The sequence below is a fragment of the Costertonia aggregata genome, assembly GCF_013402795.1.
GTDB lineage: Bacteria > Bacteroidota > Bacteroidia > Flavobacteriales > Flavobacteriaceae > Costertonia > Costertonia aggregata.
In genome coordinates, this window is record NZ_CP058595.1 from 3,059,532 (window position 1) to 3,076,383 (window position 16,852).

General features: G+C 39.5%; 18 protein-coding genes. 6 read left to right on the forward strand and 12 right to left on the reverse strand.

Annotated features, from left to right (window positions below; genetic code table 11):
- Positions 1-32: 32 nt before the first annotated feature.
- The 6 genes from HYG79_RS14030 to HYG79_RS14055 all read right to left on the reverse strand — a co-directional run bounded on the left by HYG79_RS14030 (position 33) and on the right by HYG79_RS14055 (position 6,310).
- Positions 33-1,367: a DUF58 domain-containing protein gene (locus HYG79_RS14030; RefSeq protein ID WP_179242697.1), complete on the reverse strand. Its 1,335-nt coding sequence runs from the start codon at positions 1,365-1,367 to the stop codon at positions 33-35.
- 85 nt (positions 1,368-1,452) lie between these two features.
- Complete coding sequence (locus HYG79_RS14035) at positions 1,453-2,475, reverse strand: AAA family ATPase (RefSeq protein ID WP_179242698.1); 1,023 nt, start codon at positions 2,473-2,475, stop codon at positions 1,453-1,455.
- 3 nt (positions 2,476-2,478) lie between these two features.
- Entirely contained in the window at positions 2,479-3,690 is a 1,212-nt protein-coding gene (locus HYG79_RS14040) for a DUF4350 domain-containing protein (protein WP_179242699.1), read from the reverse strand.
- 1 nt (position 3,691) lies between these two features.
- Positions 3,692-4,390: a DUF4129 domain-containing protein gene (locus tag HYG79_RS14045; protein WP_179242700.1), complete on the reverse strand. Its 699-nt coding sequence runs from the start codon at positions 4,388-4,390 to the stop codon at positions 3,692-3,694.
- Positions 4,391-4,410: 20 nt separating this feature from the next.
- Complete coding sequence (locus tag HYG79_RS14050; protein WP_179242701.1) at positions 4,411-5,361, reverse strand: hypothetical protein; 951 nt, start codon at positions 5,359-5,361, stop codon at positions 4,411-4,413.
- Positions 5,324-6,310: a stage II sporulation protein M gene (locus HYG79_RS14055; RefSeq protein ID WP_179242702.1), complete on the reverse strand. Its 987-nt coding sequence runs from the start codon at positions 6,308-6,310 to the stop codon at positions 5,324-5,326. The genes HYG79_RS14050 and HYG79_RS14055 overlap by 38 nt, the downstream gene beginning before the upstream one ends.
- Positions 6,311-6,389: 79 nt before the next feature.
- On the opposite strand from HYG79_RS14055, the gene HYG79_RS14060 reads away from it, so the two are divergent.
- Both HYG79_RS14060 and HYG79_RS14065 read left to right on the forward strand, forming a co-directional pair.
- Positions 6,390-7,115: an RDD family protein gene (locus tag HYG79_RS14060; RefSeq protein ID WP_179242703.1), complete on the forward strand. Its 726-nt coding sequence runs from the start codon at positions 6,390-6,392 to the stop codon at positions 7,113-7,115.
- A gap of 3 nt (positions 7,116-7,118) precedes the next feature.
- Positions 7,119-7,727, forward strand: a complete 609-nt coding sequence (locus HYG79_RS14065) for a trimeric intracellular cation channel family protein (protein ID WP_179242704.1) — start codon at positions 7,119-7,121, stop codon at positions 7,725-7,727.
- A gap of 64 nt (positions 7,728-7,791) precedes the next feature.
- Here HYG79_RS14065 and HYG79_RS14070 read toward each other — a convergent pair whose 3' ends face one another.
- Positions 7,792-8,505 carry a peptidylprolyl isomerase gene (locus HYG79_RS14070; protein ID WP_179242705.1) on the reverse strand — a complete coding sequence of 238 codons (714 nt, stop codon included), beginning with the start codon at positions 8,503-8,505 and terminating at the stop codon, positions 7,792-7,794.
- On the opposite strand from HYG79_RS14070, the gene HYG79_RS14075 reads away from it, so the two are divergent.
- Together HYG79_RS14075 and HYG79_RS14080 are read left to right on the forward strand one after the other, a co-directional pair.
- Positions 8,504-9,145 carry an NUDIX hydrolase gene (locus HYG79_RS14075; RefSeq protein ID WP_179242706.1) on the forward strand — a complete coding sequence of 214 codons (642 nt, stop codon included), beginning with the start codon at positions 8,504-8,506 and terminating at the stop codon, positions 9,143-9,145. The genes HYG79_RS14070 and HYG79_RS14075 overlap by 2 nt on opposite strands.
- 41 nt (positions 9,146-9,186) lie before the next feature.
- Positions 9,187-9,993, forward strand: a complete 807-nt coding sequence (locus HYG79_RS14080; protein WP_179242707.1) for a lysophospholipid acyltransferase family protein — start codon at positions 9,187-9,189, stop codon at positions 9,991-9,993.
- Here HYG79_RS14080 and HYG79_RS14085 read toward each other — a convergent pair.
- The 4 genes from HYG79_RS14085 to HYG79_RS14100 form a co-directional block, all read right to left on the reverse strand.
- Entirely contained in the window at positions 9,990-10,634 is a 645-nt protein-coding gene (locus HYG79_RS14085; protein WP_179242708.1) for a hypothetical protein, read from the reverse strand. The two genes, HYG79_RS14080 and HYG79_RS14085, sit on opposite strands and share 4 nt — an antisense overlap.
- Before the next feature lie 4 nt (positions 10,635-10,638).
- Positions 10,639-11,133 (reverse strand): RNA polymerase sigma factor, encoded by a 495-nt coding sequence (locus HYG79_RS14090; protein ID WP_179242709.1) that lies wholly within the window; start codon positions 11,131-11,133, stop codon positions 10,639-10,641.
- A gap of 177 nt (positions 11,134-11,310) precedes the next feature.
- The gene (locus HYG79_RS14095; RefSeq protein ID WP_179242710.1) at positions 11,311-12,738 is read right to left on the reverse strand and encodes an amidohydrolase; all 1,428 of its coding nucleotides are present in this window, start codon (positions 12,736-12,738) and stop codon (positions 11,311-11,313) included.
- A gap of 82 nt (positions 12,739-12,820) precedes the next feature.
- The gene (locus HYG79_RS14100; RefSeq protein WP_179242711.1) at positions 12,821-14,515 is read right to left on the reverse strand and encodes a glycoside hydrolase family 13 protein; all 1,695 of its coding nucleotides are present in this window, start codon (positions 14,513-14,515) and stop codon (positions 12,821-12,823) included.
- 194 nt (positions 14,516-14,709) lie between these two features.
- Between HYG79_RS14100 and HYG79_RS14105 the strand changes: the two genes are divergently transcribed.
- On the forward strand, positions 14,710-15,219 hold the full coding sequence (locus HYG79_RS14105) for a hypothetical protein (protein WP_179242712.1): 510 nt from the start codon (positions 14,710-14,712) through the stop codon (positions 15,217-15,219).
- A 4-nt stretch (positions 15,220-15,223) separates the two neighbouring features.
- Here the strand turns inward: HYG79_RS14105 and xerD are convergent, their stop codons facing one another.
- Complete coding sequence (xerD, locus tag HYG79_RS14110; RefSeq protein ID WP_179242713.1) at positions 15,224-16,120, reverse strand: site-specific tyrosine recombinase XerD; 897 nt, start codon at positions 16,118-16,120, stop codon at positions 15,224-15,226.
- Between the two features lie 159 nt (positions 16,121-16,279).
- Between xerD and HYG79_RS14115 the strand changes: the two genes are divergently transcribed.
- On the forward strand, positions 16,280-16,801 hold the full coding sequence (locus HYG79_RS14115; protein ID WP_179242714.1) for a hypothetical protein: 522 nt from the start codon (positions 16,280-16,282) through the stop codon (positions 16,799-16,801).
- Positions 16,802-16,852: the final 51 nt, after the last annotated feature.

Below are 16,852 nucleotides of genomic sequence, written 5' to 3' on the forward strand. Positions count from 1 at the left end.
CGTACTTTTATTTTACCTGTAAATTGTAGTTATCATAACAGGCCACGTGCCTTGATTTCCAAATATTTATTAATGGTATTTACGGTCAGGTTATCGGGTTTGGTCAGTATGGTTTGTATGCCGTATTTACGAAGCTCATTTACGATCAGTTTTTTCTCGTAAATGAATTTTTCGGCTATGGTCTGTTCAAAAATCTGTTGAGTGGTCTTTGCCCTTTCCTTACTGAACTCGGTTAATTCGGTGTTTTCAAAAAAGATAACGACCAATAAATGTAGTTTGGAAATTGCCTGTAAATAAGGGAGTTGCCTATGCAATGCATCCAAAGTTTCAAAATTGGTATAGAGTAGGAGTAGGCTACGATGGTTCAAGTTTCGCTTAACATCAACGTAAAGTCGACTAAAATCACTTTCCACAAAGTTGGTATTTAGATTGTACAGTGTTTCAAGAATAAGATTCATTTGGGAACTGCGACGCTCGGCTACCACCCGATTTTCGATTTTGTTGCTAAAGGCGAACATACCGGCTTTGTCCTGTTTTTTTAAAGCGATATTGCTTATGACCAGTGTAGCGTTAATGGCATAGTCCAAAAGGCTGAGCTCGGAAAAGGGCATTTTCATGACCCTGCCCTTGTCTATCACTGAATATACAGGTTGCGATTTTTCATCTTGGTATTGGTTGACCATCAATTGGTTCTTTTTTGCGGTAGCTTTCCAATTAATATTACGTATATCGTCTCCTTGTACATATTCCTTAATCTGCTCAAACTCCATGGTATGGCCAATACGACGTATCTTTTTAAGGCCATATTCGAATAAACGATTGGTAAAGGCCATTAAATCATATTTTCGCATTTGCAGGAATGATGGGTAAACCGGTACTTCCTGTGCCTTGTTGAACGTGTACTTTCGTGTTAGCAATCCAATTGGAGAGCCTGCGAAAACGTTAAGATTGCCAAAGGAGTACACACCCCGTTCAACGGGCCTGAGCTCGTAATCAAAGAACTTATTTTCTCCCGGATGTATTTTGGTGGATATTCCAAAATCCCTTTTTTGGAATTGATGTGGAATCTCATCAATAATCTTTAGGTTCGCTTTAAAAAGGTATGAGTTTATGATACGGATGCGAATAGGGTTGTCATCACCGTTGGAAAATTTATCCGGTAATATGCGTTCCCCTGAAATTTTTCCTTTTGAACCAAAGACCATAATGCTATCTACAACCAACGCTATTAAAAACAAATAGAAGAATAGTTTAAGAACACCATACATATCTGTGTAGATGAATGATATGATAAAACCCAGTATCAAAGCCGTAAGTATGGCAAAAAACCGTTTTTCCAGATATATGTTCCTAATTAGTTTTTTCATTTGCTTGACTATCAATAATCGAATAGACGCTTGTGCCAAATGCTACATTGGGCTTTTATTATGGTTCTACATTTTTTGTTGGCCATTATCGCGGCACTTCAATGCTATCCACGATTTGCTGTACTACCTTTTCGGCGGTAAAGCCCTCCATTTCTCGCTCAGGGGTCAAAATGATACGATGCGCCATAATAGGGCCTGCCACATGCTTAATGTCATCTGGGGTAACAAAATCGCGGCCGTTGATCGCTGCCAAAGCCTTGGACGCATCCATTATAGCGATTGAGGCCCTAGGGGATGCACCCAGATATAAATTGGCATTGGTTCTTGTGCTGTTGACTATAGACGCGATGTATTTGAGCAAATTGTCCTCTATTATAATTTCTTTGATGGTATCTTGATACTCTGCGATTTGCTCTGCGCTCAGGACCGAAACGATCATACTTTCTACATCCATGTTTTTTTGCCGATGCTTACTTTCCAGTATTTGAACCTCTTCTTCAAGCGATGGGTATTGTACATTTATCTTAAACAGAAAACGGTCAAGTTGTGCTTCCGGAAGGCGATACGTACCTTCTTGTTCTACGGGGTTTTGGGTGGCAAACACCAAAAACGGAGGTTCCATCTCATATTCCATATTGTCAATGGTTATCTGTCGCTCTGCCATTGCCTCAAAAAGTGCTGCCTGTGTTTTTGCCGGGGCCCTGTTTATTTCATCAATTAAAATAATATTGGAGAAAATCGGGCCTTTTTTGAACTCGAATTCCGAATTTTTCACATTAAAGATCGAGGTTCCCAAAATGTCGCTCGGCATTAGGTCGGGCGTAAATTGAATACGGTTAAAATCTACGTTCATGGTCTTGGCCAGTAGTTTGGCCGTAACGGTCTTAGCCACTCCGGGAACACCTTCTATCAAAGAATGCCCATTGGCCAAAATAGAAATCATCAACAGCTCTATCATATCCTGTTGCCCGATAATTACTTTGCCCAATTCGGATTTTACAAGGGTTACGGCTTCCCGAAGTTTACTTAAATCTATCCTATTGCTAAACTCCAAAGGATTGTTTTCGGGTGCTTTGGGTTGTTGCTGTTCTTGGTTTTGATCTTCCATATGTTACTGCTTGAATGCTGTTATTTTTTTATTGAGTTCAATTAAATCTTGCTCCGTATGTTGTTTTTTGTCCTTTAGATAAAGAATCATGTCCAACAGTTCCTTGGTTTCGGTAATCGATTTACCCGATTTTGATGCCAAATCCTGTGCGGTCTTATCGTTTATGGTATTTGTGTCCAAATAGTACCGACTACGTACAAACTCCAGGAAATAATTCAGTTTTTTGAAAATTAAATTTGAGAAGTCTTTGTTTTGGTGGTACAAGCTCCCAACGGTCTTTGCAAATTCCACCGAAGAATTTTCCAAGGGTTCTATGACCGGAATGATACGTTGTTCCCGCTTTGCCTTAAAGATCACAAAAATAACAAGCCCTACAATGGTAAGGTAGTATGCCCATTTTAACGAAGCTTGTGTCAAGACAAAACGCATTGGGGAATCTATGACGATTCTACCCGATTTTTTATAATTGTCCCAAAAGAGGGGGCGGTCCCTTAAATATGAAAACGTATGGGACACATAATCTTTTTGTCCTTTAAGTAAATAGTAGTTGGTATAGGCTATCGGCAGGGTATTTAAATAAAAATTTCCATCGCCAAATTTAACTTGAATAAAATTGGCTTCTTTTCTACTTTGCCCTTTTGGACCGCTAATCAAATTTTTATCTTCTTTGAAGGCGATATGCCCCAGAATGGTGGTTTGGGTCGTGTCAATGCGTGAAAAATAACTTTCGTTTTGTCCTTTGGTATAATAAAACCTCTCTTGGCTGAATTTTTTGTTCGTAAGGCTTACGGTGACCGAATCTTCCTTTATACCGTAATATGAGTTTACGTTAACGTTCAAGGTATCCGACAAGGTATAGCTAAAATAGGTCGAGGCGATAAAAACATCGTTCCCTTTGTCCACATAATCCAACAATTTATGGGTCTCTTGCTCATCCATATTAATGGTATTGTTAATGAGCATTAAATTTGTGGTTTTTTTAGTGTCTCTTTGGGAAAGCACTTCATATATAGTTTCGTCAATTTTACTTATGTCGGTATCGGGGAAAAGTTGACCCAGTTCTGAATATAAAATAAAACAACCAAAGGGGATTTTATCCGATGCCGTGTATGACGGTTTCCAGTTCAAGGGTTTGGGCCGCACGATTTCAGTGATGATAATGCCAAGGAGCACCACAACAAACAAACCGATCACTATTTTAGACCTTCTATCCAAATTATTGGGGTATTACGGTTTTAAGTGCCGTAAACTTTATATCTGCGGCGTTATATTTTGTTTCATCCAACTCTTGTTCTCCGTACCATATGTAATCGTATAGGTAAGATACATCTGTAAAAAGCGATCGTATTTTGGGCGTTTGTATCTCTCTTTGGTAATCTAAATTGGTTTTTTCATAATGCCAATCGATTATATTTTTTTGGGATAATAATTTTAAGGTTTTCAAATATTGAAAACGGATGGCCAATCGGTAATCTTTTTGAACCAATGCCGATTGCAATAGGGCGTCCAAGTCTAAATTTTCTATATGCTCTTCGGATAGGTTGATGTCCAATAGCGTAGTGGCCTTTTTTGAAAAAATGGACGAGAATTTTTCCCCTATAAAAAATTTGACCAAAAGGTAAATGACCAAAGCGGCCATTAGTATATAGATCAAATATTCCAATAACCGAAACGCCTCGGGCGGCAGGTCTATGCCAAAGGTGTTCTTGAGCAAATCAAAGAACCAGTTAATGGCACGTGCCAAAAGGTTTTGAGCCTCGCCCTCATTAACATCATAGTTGAATTCTTCCCCGTTATACGTTTCGTTGAGTTCACTCAACGACCGGGATGTCAGCACCTGTTCCTTGTCGACTTTAAGAACTATCGAATCCCCTTCCCGTTGACAAAAGACAAGGGAAGTATATAAACTGAACAATACGAGGGATAAAATTTTACTCACTGCTCAAAAGTTCCTATTTGGTCAATTTTACTACGGGTGTTTATGTTATAAGCCTTTTCGTGTAGTGCATAGTATAAAATTCCGTTCACGAACTGTGAAAGGCATTGGGCATAAGCACCTAAAATAAGAAAAACACAGGTGCCCAACGTATATATTATGGTAGGAACCACCGATTCGCTGACGGCAACATTATTTTCGACTACATGAAAGGTGTAGATGCCAATTAAAATTCCCGGTATGGTAAGTACTATCAGCATAAGGATACCATTTAAAAGACCTAGTATAAAATTTACCCCGACCGATTTCCAAAAGTTTTTGGTCACTAAGTTCCAACCTTCGCCCATAGCATCGGTAACCCCTTTTTTTTCTTGTATCATACAAATGAACGATACACCTGCCCAAGCCGCTAAAAAATAAGTGATAATGTATTGGGCAAACATTCCTATCAAGGGTATAAAAGCCAATATTACCGACAATATCATCAGCCCTATGTACAATAAAATCAAGAGCAAAATAAAAACAATGGTATTTCCTAAGTTTTCCTTAACTAAAGCCCAAACGTCTGTTTTCTCAAAACCTTGCCCTTTTCTTTCCTCATAGCGTACCATGTAAGAACTGCTTAAGCTAAAATTAAAGACAGCAACGATAATAAACGTGAAAAACAGTAATAAACCACCGGCAGCAATATAAACCCAGTAAGTTTCGTCGCTACTTCCGGTTCCGGTAAAAAAAGAATTGTTCTCATCGGTTATCAAACCAATAAACCCGGAGACCAAAAGATAACTTATGATTAAAAAAACAACCAAAAAGATACCGTTATAGCTCAGAAATATATTGGTGAACTTTTTGATATTGATTTTAAAAAATTCGAAATATGTGGTTATGATATCACCAAAATCCCGATTTACCTTAAGTTCTATGTAATTGTTTTTGGGAGTATTTTGCATCAATTTTATTTAAAGTGATTGGGTACAGGATATAATAAAATACAATCAAGGCCAATGAAGTACCAATGATAAGAAAAGCCAACCAGTTGGGCATCCCTGAATACCGGGTTATAAAGCCTTCGATGAACCCAGCAATGATAAAAAAGGGTATGGTGCTCACCACGACTTTAAGACCGTCTTTGGCCCCTTTCATAAAGGAAACCCTTCGCGAAAATGTTTTGGGAAACAAAATACTGTTCCCCATGATCAGCCCAGCACAACCTGCAATGATAATCACAGAAATCTCAATAGTACCGTGCAACCAAATTTGCTTGTTCGCTTCAAAAAAGACCCCTTTTGTATAAAAAAACGTTACGAAGGCACCCAACATTACGCCATTGCTAAAAAGTATGTAAGCTGTTCCCAAACTGGTAATGACCCCAAAGGCAAATGCTAAAAACGCGACCCTGATATTGTTTATGGTTATTCCCAAAAAAGTGCCAATTTCGCTACCGCCCTTGTAAATGGCCGTTGGATCGCCATTGGCAATATTGTTAAGGGTCGTGTTTACATAAGCATCACCTAGTATCAACCGGACAAAATTTGAATCGTTCAAGGCCGATACACTGCCAATGGCCGTAGCTATTGCAAAAATCAAAAAAGCGACCCCCAATGTTTTATGGTACTGTAAAAAGAATAACGGAAATTCAGTTTTCCAAAAATCGATGATACGGTTTCTACTTTCCTTTTTGTTTTTATAGATTTTTTGATGGGCTTGCGATGCCAAGGAATTTAAATACAATAAAGTCTTACTTTCTGCGTAATACGTTTGTGCATATGCCAAATCGTTGGTCAAGTGAATATACCCATCGGCGAGTTCGTCCGGGTCAATATTGGAGTTTAAGTTGATAGCCTTTTCAAATGCTATCCATTTTTCTTTATTTTGCTTGACAAAAGCGGCTTCGCGCATTACATGAAATTGCTTAATACATCGGGTTATATCTCAGATTGAAAATAAAATCCTCAACAGGGATAAAAATAACGTTAATATGTCCAACCTTCAAATCAATACCACACAAAACGTAAATCTAGATTATAAAATTGTGAGTATCGGGGAAAGAATTCTCGCTTTCTTGATCGATGCCTTTATTTTGTACCTCTATGCCGTATTGGTTCAGCAAATCGGTAAAGCCATAAGTTATGTATATGAGGATAATTGGACCCAACGGGGATTAATGGGGCTAATATTTTTACCTGCCATGTTCTACAGTATGTTGATGCACAGTATATTCAACGGTCGTACCATTGGTAAAATGCTATTGAAAATGCGTGTGGTACGTTTGGACGGCACCCCGGTACATTGGTCAAATTATTTGGTAAGGTGGATGTTGCGTTTGGTCGATATCTGGATATTTACAGGTGCCATCGGCCTTTTAACGATTTTGTTTTCTGAACGAAGGCAACGCTTGGGCGATGCCGCAGCAGGTACCGTTGTCATAAGTACCAAGAACAAGACAAAGGTATCGCACACAATTCTTGAGGATGTCTCCGATGCTTATGTGCCCAAATTCACTAATGTCACCTTGTTGACCGATAAAGACGTACGTTTGATAAAAGATACCTATCGTATTGCCAAAAGCAGTAACGATTATAAAACCCTTAAGGCCCTTCGCGTAAAAGTCGATAGTATTCTCAATACAAATTCCGAACTGTATGATGTTCAATATATCGATACCGTTTTAAAGGACTATAATTTTTACACCCAAAACCTGTAACCAATGTTCTATTTTACAATAGATATTTTGGGAACCATTGCTTTTGCCATTTCCGGGGTATTGGTGGCCATGGATAAAAAGCTGGATGTCTTTGGTGTATTTATCATTGCCTTTGTTACCGCGGTCGGCGGTGGAACGTTACGTGACATATTGATCGGCAACACGCCCGTTGGTTGGTTAAGGGAGTCGGTATATGTTTTTACGATTGTGGGAACCGTTATATTTTCCATTGTGTTCCGTAATAAATTAAAATATTTTAGAAAATCACTTTTTTTATTCGATACCATAGGTATAGGGCTATATACGGTGATTGGTGTGCAAAAAGGTTTGGCCGTTGGGTTGGCACCGGTCATGTGTGTTGCCCTGGGAACCATGACCGCAAGTTTCGGCGGTGTCTTACGGGATATTCTTTGTAATGAGATACCAGTGATTTTTAGAAAGGAAATATATGCTACCGCCTGTATTTTAGGGGGTTTTGGCTATTTTTTGTTCAATGAACTCCCCATAGTACAAGAGTATGCTTATGTGGGTGCTATTTTATTGGTGATCAGCATTCGCCTTTTGGCCGTGCGCTTTAAAATAGCGTTGCCCAGTGTGTATAGAAATCAGTAGTTTTTGGGCTAAAGGCTTAAATCCCATAGTAAATGGGTAAAAGTTTGATTGGTATCAGTACGTTTTACTCGACAACCTCAGCCTTTTCAATATAAATGTTCTTGGAGGGCCAATCACCGTCATCAACGGGCTGTTGGTTTATTTTGTCCACCACATCCATTCCCTCGATAACTCGTCCAAAAGGGGTAAAATCCCCATCCAAATGATAGGAGCCAGGTTTGGTCACTACGATAAAAAATTCGTAAGGCGAGGCCAGCATATGCGGATTATTGATTTCACTACTTGGCATTGATACGGTTCCTCTATGGTGCTTGTGTCCTTTTCTGGTATCCGGCGGTAAAAGATATCGCCCTATTTCACTACGCTTTCTGGCGGTTTCTTTATTATCGGCGTTTCCGCCCTGTATGATGAAGTTTTTAACCACTCTGTGAAACATTGTATTGTCAAAGTATCCTTTTTTGGTCAGATAGATAAAATTCGCCTTGTGATAGGGTACGTTGTCGTACAATTGGATTGTAAAACTACCAAAGCTCGTGGTCATTTTTACTTTGTCCTCTTTTACTTCCTTTTGATAGTCAAAAAAGAAATCAATGGCATTTTCTTCGGTGAGCTTAAAAGGTTCATCTTCGATTTTGGCAACGGTATCCTGAACTGTTGACTCTTTCTCTAGCTCCTTTTTTTGATTAACGGCTTTGGTTTCTTCTTTTGGGGCATCTTTACATGCCCCTATTAAAAATAATGTTATAATTGCAGTAAAAGCCAACGTTACGCGTACCATGAATATTAAAGATTTTTCCGAACGGATTCCAAAAATAAAAAATCTGCATCTTCCAGGTAAGGAATCGCACTATAAAATGGCACCGCTATTAAGGATTGAAGAGTTAGGCAATATTGACATAGCCAAAAGGAAACCTAGGAAAGCAGCTGTAATGGCGCTTTTTTACCCCGATGTTTCAAAAACCACTCGTTTGCTTTTGATATTACGTAAAACCTATAAAGGTGTACACTCCAACCAAATAGGGCTGCCTGGCGGTAAAGCCGAGAAAACGGACAATAATCTTTTGGAAACCGCACTCAGGGAAACCGAAGAAGAAGTTGGCGTGCCAATACATGAGGTTGAGGTAATTCGCTCGTTATCGGAAATTTATATTCCTCCCAGCAATTTTGAAGTACAGCCCTACATGGGCTTGTATCCGAATCCCAAACCTTTTCAAATGCAGGCTACCGAAGTAGAAGCTCTTCTAGAGGTGCCATTGTCTCATTTTTTGGACGATGCCAATCTCATCTCCAAAAAACTAACGACTTCTTACGCAACAAATATTGATGTACCTGCCTTTAAATTAAATGGTTATACGGTTTGGGGAGCTACGGCCATGATGTTGAGCGAAATCAAAGAACTGTTGAAGCAAGTTTTTTAAACGCTTATTTTGTAAGTTTGATTAAGAAAACCAACATGTTTATGGGCTTGTTTACGAAAAATCCGTTTGGGCACAATCTTTTTTTAAAGAAATGGCTCATCCGTATTATGGCATTGATTACCCATCAAAGGTATAAGGGTTTTAATACCCTCGAAATAGAGGGTTCCGAAGTAATCCGGAATTTGCCGGACACCAAAGTCCTCTTCGTTAGTAACCATCAGACTTATTTTGCGGATGTTGTGGCCATGTTTCATGTATTCAATGCCAGTCTTAAGGGGAGGGACGATAACATTAGAAATATCGGCTATATCTGGAAACCCAAACTCAACATGTACTACGTGGCCGCTGCGGAAACCATGAAAAAAAACCTATTGGCCAAGATCTTGGCCTATGCGGGCTCAATCAGTATTGAAAGAACTTGGCGTTCCGAAGGCAAAGAAGTAAACCGACAGGTAAAAATGAGCGATATCACCAATATCGGTACTGCTTTGGACGATGGTTGGGTAGTGACTTTTCCGCAAGGAACAACAACACCTTGGAAACCCCTGAGAAAGGGTACGGCGCATATTATCAAACGGTACAAGCCTATTGTGGTTCCCGTGGTCATAGATGGTTTTAGGCGTTCTTTTGACAAAAAGGGCATTCGGGTCAAAAAGAAAGGTATTCTACAGTCTATGGTCATTAAGGAGCCTTTGGATATTGACTATGAAAACGAATCTGTTGAATCTATCATAGAAAAACTGGAGTACGCCATTGAGCAACACCCTTCATTTTTAAAGGTTATTTCGGAAAAGGATTTATTGGCTCTTGAAGAAGAAAACAAGTTGAGAAAATGGAGAAACGGTTAAACCTCCATTTTTTTTAGTTTTCTATAATTTTCCCGAAGTTGTTTTAACAACAGCCCATACAGCAATTTGTAGAACACCCATACCAGTACTAGAAGAAATGCTACAATGGCTATGGTTATGCCTGCGAAAATAAGCCAAAACATGGTTTCGTTACCAGCTTTGTGGGCCGCCTCCAATATTTGTTCGCCCTCTGCCCCGTACATGAGAATCCCGTACATGAGTATGATGAGATATGTCACGAAAATCCCGATATTGAACCAAACGTACTGGGTAACGGTCTTTTTAACGTTCAAAATGGTTTTCATCAGCTTTCTGGAAGAATCGGTAAAAGATATCTTTTTGTAGTTGACATAAAACTTATAGATGAAAAAAAGGATAACCGCATAATTGATAATGTTCAGTGCTATGGTTATTTTGTACAAGTGAAGGGCCTTCATCATTTCAAGTGATTCCGCATCTGTAAAAATGATGTTTATGGCGGCCCAAAACACCAATTCTATAATACTGATGTAAAAAATCCATTTTACAATAGAGTGGGATTTTTTCCATATCATTTTATAGATTTCATCAAAAGTGAGCTTGGGCAAATGCTCATCTTTGTTCTGCCAGTCCTTCTTTAATAATTCTAATTCATCCATCATACTGCTACGGATTTAGAATAGTTCTTAATTTATTTTTGATACGGTTCATCTTAACCCTTGCATTAACCTCTGTAATACCTAAAGTTTCCGATATCTCACTATAATCTTTGTCTTCCAAATACAAAAAAACCAAAGCTTTTTCTATATCTCCCAATTGTTTTACGGCACCGTACATGAGTTTTAGCTGTTGTTCTTGTGTCTCATCATATTCGTCGGCTTTGATTTTAAAAATTACCGAATCGTAATCTTGGGTCTGTATGCTTCGTTTTGATTTTCTGTACAGGGTAATCGCCGTATTCAATGCAACGCGGTACATCCAAGTACTGAATTTTGAATCTCCCCTGAATTTGGGGTAGGCTTTCCATAACTGAATCGTGATTTCTTGAAACAAATCTTTATGCGAATCCCTATCGTTTGTATATAATGTACACACTTTGTGAACAATATTTTGATTGCTCTCCAGTTCCGTCACAAATTTATGCTCAAGCTCTTTGTTCACTAATTGGTGTTGGTTTGTTATTTATAAGTAGCCACGAAAAGACTTTTGTTACAGAAGAACATGAAAAATTACGATGCTCTTTCATTTTTTAACAGGCCTATACCTCACACCAAAAAAATGATGGGCTTACGGGTTTTCTAATTTTATTTCTCGTAACCTAAGGCAAGCATCGACTTTTTATTTCCTGTAATCCAGGGCAGGCGCCCTATCGCCGAGTAGTGGAATGTATTCAAAATCTGCCCCACGGCGCTCTAAAAATTCCTCTTTGGCCTTTTGTACCAATGCTTTGTTCTGAAACAAATCAATGGCGGTTAGGGTCAATGTCTTTGCCGCTACCATCATTCCCTTATTCCCTATGGATGTACCGCCCGCTGCAACGGCCTGCCAACTATGGGCGGGAGTACCAGGTACCCATGTCGCTGCCCCCATTCCCACGGTGGGTACGGAAAAGCTAACATCGCCCACGTCGGTCGAACCATAGGCTTTAGCCTCAGTTTTATAAGGTTGTATGTTTTTTGCCGTATTCAAATTTACTTCATCATACCCTAGACTTGCAGCTATTTTATCGGCAAACGCCTTTTCTTCCGCAGTATAGCTGATGCCCCCAATTTTGGAAAGGTTGTCATGCATCAATTTTTGCAAGGTGAGATTTGGTAACAGCTCATGCGTACCACCTATCATTTCATAATCCATGGTAGTACCCGTACCCAAGGCCGCACCTTCGGCTGCTTTTACCATGCGATCAAAAATATCAATGACTACGTCCCTTTTATTGTGACGGGCATAATAGTATACCTCGGCAAAATCAGGGACCACGTTCGGTGCCTTTCCTCCCGAGGTAATCACGTAATGTATTCTTGCCTTTTCGTCAACATGTTCGCGCATCATATTTACCATTACGTTCATGGCCTCAACACCGTCCAGCGCAGAACGGCCTTTTTCAGGGGAGCCTGCGGCATGTGCGGAAACACCGTAAAATCTAAATTTGGCCGATTTATTGGCCAAGGCTGCACCGGCACTGGCTGCGTTCTTAGCCCCAGGATGCCAATGCAAAGCAATATCCACGTCGTTGAAAAGGCCTTCACGAACCATGTATACCTTACCGGAGCCACCTTCTTCGGCTGGGCAACCATAAAAACGTATGGTTCCTTTTACGTTGTTGGTCTTCATCCAATTTTTAACCGAAATTGCGGCAGCTGTCGAAGCTGTGCCGAACAAATGATGGCCGCAGGCATGCCCCGCAGCTTTACCTCCCGATTTTTTTTCGGGAACCGCTTGTTGCGATAGTCCCGGTAGCGCATCGTATTCGCCTAGAATGGCAATTACCGGGCTTCCGCTCCCATATTCTGCCGTGAACGCCGTAGGAATCCCCGCCACACCTTTTTTTATGGTAAAGCCTTCATCGCTTAATGTTTTTTGTAAAAGGGCAGAGCTTTCTTTTTCCAAATATCCCATTTCGGCCAGATTCCATATTTGTTGGGCGATATCCCCATAGGTTTCACTTTTTTTGTCCAGCTCATCGATAACGTCGTCGACTTTTTTTTGAGCGGATATGCTATTGAAAGAAACAAGTACGGTTGCCAAGGCAAAAAGAACATTTTTCATAAGGTTGAATTTTGTAATAAATTGAGAATGGAATCATCAAAAAATCGAGTTGACAGTAAATGGATTTCAATATATAGAAAACTTATAAAAGTTCATATACGATAGATTGATATGGTTCAAGGTAAAAACTTCCTTTTTCATGTGGCGTCTCCACATCGTCATTGGAAATCAGAACTTTTGCCCTATCGAACATCAATCCTTCCAATTTAAAGGAAATACCTTTGGTAGAAAAACTCAATAGCACCAAGTATTTAGTATTCTCCCATGTTCTTGTATATGCATAAACCTCTTCACTTTCTGGCAACAACAAATCATACTTACCGTATACGAGCCCCAGATGGGTTTTGCGTATATGTACCATTTGGCGAAAGTAATTAAGTACCGAGGTTTTATCGACTTCTTGCTCGGCCACGTTGAGCCCTTCGGTATAATTATCGTTTACTTTTATCCATGGTTTTTGCGATGAAAACCCGGCATGTTGGGTCGCATCCCATTGCATTGGTGTTCTCGCATTGTCGCGGCTGGCATGTTTTTCGTTCTCGATAAAATCTTCCAAATTCTCACCGTTGCTTTTGGCCATTTCAAAACGGTTGAGGGTATTGATGTCCCGATAGTCGGTAATATTTTTAAAATTGATATTGGTCATACCAATTTCTTCCCCATAATAAAAATACGGTGTGCCACGCATGGTCAATAAAAAGGTCTGTAGCATGGTGGCAGAGTTGTACCAATGTGTTTTGGAATCGTTTCCCCATCTGCTAACGCTTCTCGGAAAATCATGGTTGTTCAAATATAGGCTTCCCCAGCCTTCTTCGGCAAATACGGCATCCCATTTGGAATGTATGGCTTTAAACTCGGTTAATTTCCATTTTTCCTTGTTCATCCAAAACACCTCGTCTTGCTCTCGGTCCAATGACATCAGGTCAAAATGGAAGAACATATCCAATTCCTCCCTATGCTCTGCAACAAAATCCAGGGCTTGGTCTGTGGTCACACCTGGGGCTTCGCCCACGGTCATCACGTCGTATTTGCTTAGAACTTGTGTATGCATTTCGTACAGATACTCATGCAATTTAGGGCCATTTGCATAAAAGGGAATAAAATTCTCATTGAACTCCTTGGGTAGCTCCGGATAGTTGATGTCCTTTGATATAAAAGGAATGACATCCATCCGAAACCCATCAACACCTTTGTTGAACCAAAATTTCATGATATCATAAATCTCCTGCCTCAATTTTTGATTTTCCCATTTTAAGTCGGGCTGTTTTACCGAAAAATAGTGTAGGTAATAGGCATCAGTGGTTTTATCATATTTCCATGCATTGCCATCTATATCAAAATAGCTCCATCTTTTTGGCGGAGTACCCTTTTCCGCTGGCCACCAATGGTAATAGTCCCTGTACGGATTGTCCCGGGATTTCTTTGATTCAACAAACCATTTATGCTCGTCACTGCTATGGTTGACCACCAAATCCATCACCAGTTTTAGCCCACGTTCCTTAATCCCAGAGAGTAGGGCATCAAATTCTGCCATAGTACCGAATTCTGCCATGATGGAGCGATAATCGCTTATGTCATACCCATTATCGTCGTTGGGAGATTCATAGACCGGGTTCAGCCAAATGATGTCTACCCCCAAACTTTTGATATAATCCAGTCTTTGTGCTATACCATTTATATCTCCGATACCATTACCGGAGGTATCTTGAAAACTACGTGGATAAATTTGGTAGACTATGCCCTCTTTCCACCATTGGCGATTAACTTTTTTAGTCATGATCAATATTAAGAAGATTAAATATAGGATTTCTTCGTGTCTAAAAAAGTAACATAATCCAATTATTTACACTACAACGATTGCGAAAAGCATGTATTCATGTATTTACTTATTTTAGGATTTTAAGTTAATTTTTTTATAACAAACCCCTGTAAACAATATCCTTGGATTATCTTTAATAAGAAGACAAGCCCATGATACGCTCGTTACCGTTTATACTTGTTTTGTTAATGGCCCTACAGTTGCGAGGTCAGCAGACCGTTGATGATTTGAAACGACCGAAGGGAGTGCTTCAAATATCAGGTTTTTCATATCCTATTTTTTTTGACGGTGAGACCCATTCTTCCTTTTTGTTGGATTATGAATTAAATAAAAACCTTGGTGTACAATTACGCGGTTTTTACGATACCTATTTGATTTCCAATAGGACACGGTTTGATTTTCTTGGCAAATATTATTTCACTAAAAAGATGTACATTCTGTCTGGTATACAGATAGAAATGGAACAAGCAAAAATAAACAATGCAACGCCACGGCCTCCAAGAGTAGGTATACAGTATGGTATGGGGTATGAGGTAAATCCCAACCTGATACTAGAGGGCAAGGGGAATATACAAATCAACAAATCGTCTATGGGTAGTTTTGGCGAGTATGTTATCCCAACGCCCCAAGTGTATACATTAGGCGGTAAGCTTAAATTTTGATTTTTCAGGACCTCGGGTGGTAGGTGTTCATAACATCCGCTAAATGGGTACGATCTACGTGCATGTAAACTTCTGTAGTTGTAATACTTTCATGTCCCAACATTTGTTGAATAGCTCTCAAATCTGCGCCATTTTCCAATAAGTGGGTGGCAAAGGAATGTCTAAACGTATGTGGACTAATATTTTTTTTGAGATTTATTTTCTTGGCAAGATCTTTTACGATGGTAAAAACCATGGCACGGGTAAGCTGTTTGCCTCGACGATTTAAAAATAGAATATCTTCATAACCTTTCTGGATATTTTGATGTACCCTTACATGCTGCCTGTATATACTGATGTATTTTTTATTCACATTGTGAATGGGTACAAAACGTTCTTTATCCCCTTTACCGGTTACTTTTATAAAGTCCTCATCAAAAAACAGGTCGGAAATCTTAAGATGTATCAATTCGGAAACACGTAGGCCACAGCCATACAAGGTTTCTAGCATGGCCCGGTTGCGTTCACCTTCGGGCTTGGAAAGGTCAATGGCTTCAATAAGTTCGGTTATTTCGTTAGCTGACAGGGTATCTGGGAGTTTTCTACCAATTTTAGGGGATTCAATCAAGTCCATGGGGTTGTCTTCCCGATAATCCTCGAAGACCAGATAGGAAAAAAAGCTCTTAAGACCGGAAATAATCCGTGCTTGCGATCTAGGGTTCACTACTTTGGCAATCTCGTAAACAAATTGCTGGATTGTTGATTTGGTTACATGTAAGGGATTTTCGGAAATCTTTTGGGCCTCTAGGTACTGTTCAAGTTTCTCAACATCCCTTATATAGTTTTGAATGGAGTTGTCGGACAGCCCACGTTCTATCTTTAAATAGTGCTTATGGTCCAAAATGGCTTGCTTCCAGTTCATGGCTCAAATATAGCCTAGATTTTAGGGTTTATATCGCTTAAATATCCGATTAGGCACATTTGACAACATTTTCCTACACTTTCACAACTAAAATAGCTTTGATAACGTATCTAGATATAAGTTTGGCAAAAATTTATCAAAACAATTAAAAACAAACACATGAAAAAAGTAATTTTAGTAGCAGCATTGGCACTATTTGGATATGGTGTAAATGCACAAGACGGTGGCGGGCAAACAGACCAAGGCAGTTGGTTGATTGAAGCCAATACAAATTTTGGCGCAGCTGCCGGTGGTAATACTGCTTTCCAATTTATAACAGTAGATGGCAATACCTTATGGAACATTGGTTTTGAAGGAGGGTATTTTGTAGCTGAAAACTTGGCCATTAAAGCAGGTTTAGGTTATGGGGATGGAGATGGTGTTGAAGGTACTTTTGGGTATAAAATTGGTGGTAAGTACTACATAAACGGACAGATACCCGTTGCTTTGGACTTGAACGGTTCCTCATCTGACGGTACCAATGCAATGTTCGTTGGCCTACAAGCCGGTTATGCTATATTTTTAGGCGACAATGTGAGCATTGAACCAGGTCTTAGATATGACTACGGCCTAAATGAAGGAGCTGGAGATGGCGATTTTAATCCATTATCTTTAAATGTAGGTTTCGCACTTCATTTTTAAGAATCAGATAGAAAATAATCCAACAAAAAAGGCAGCTCTTCGGCTGCCTTT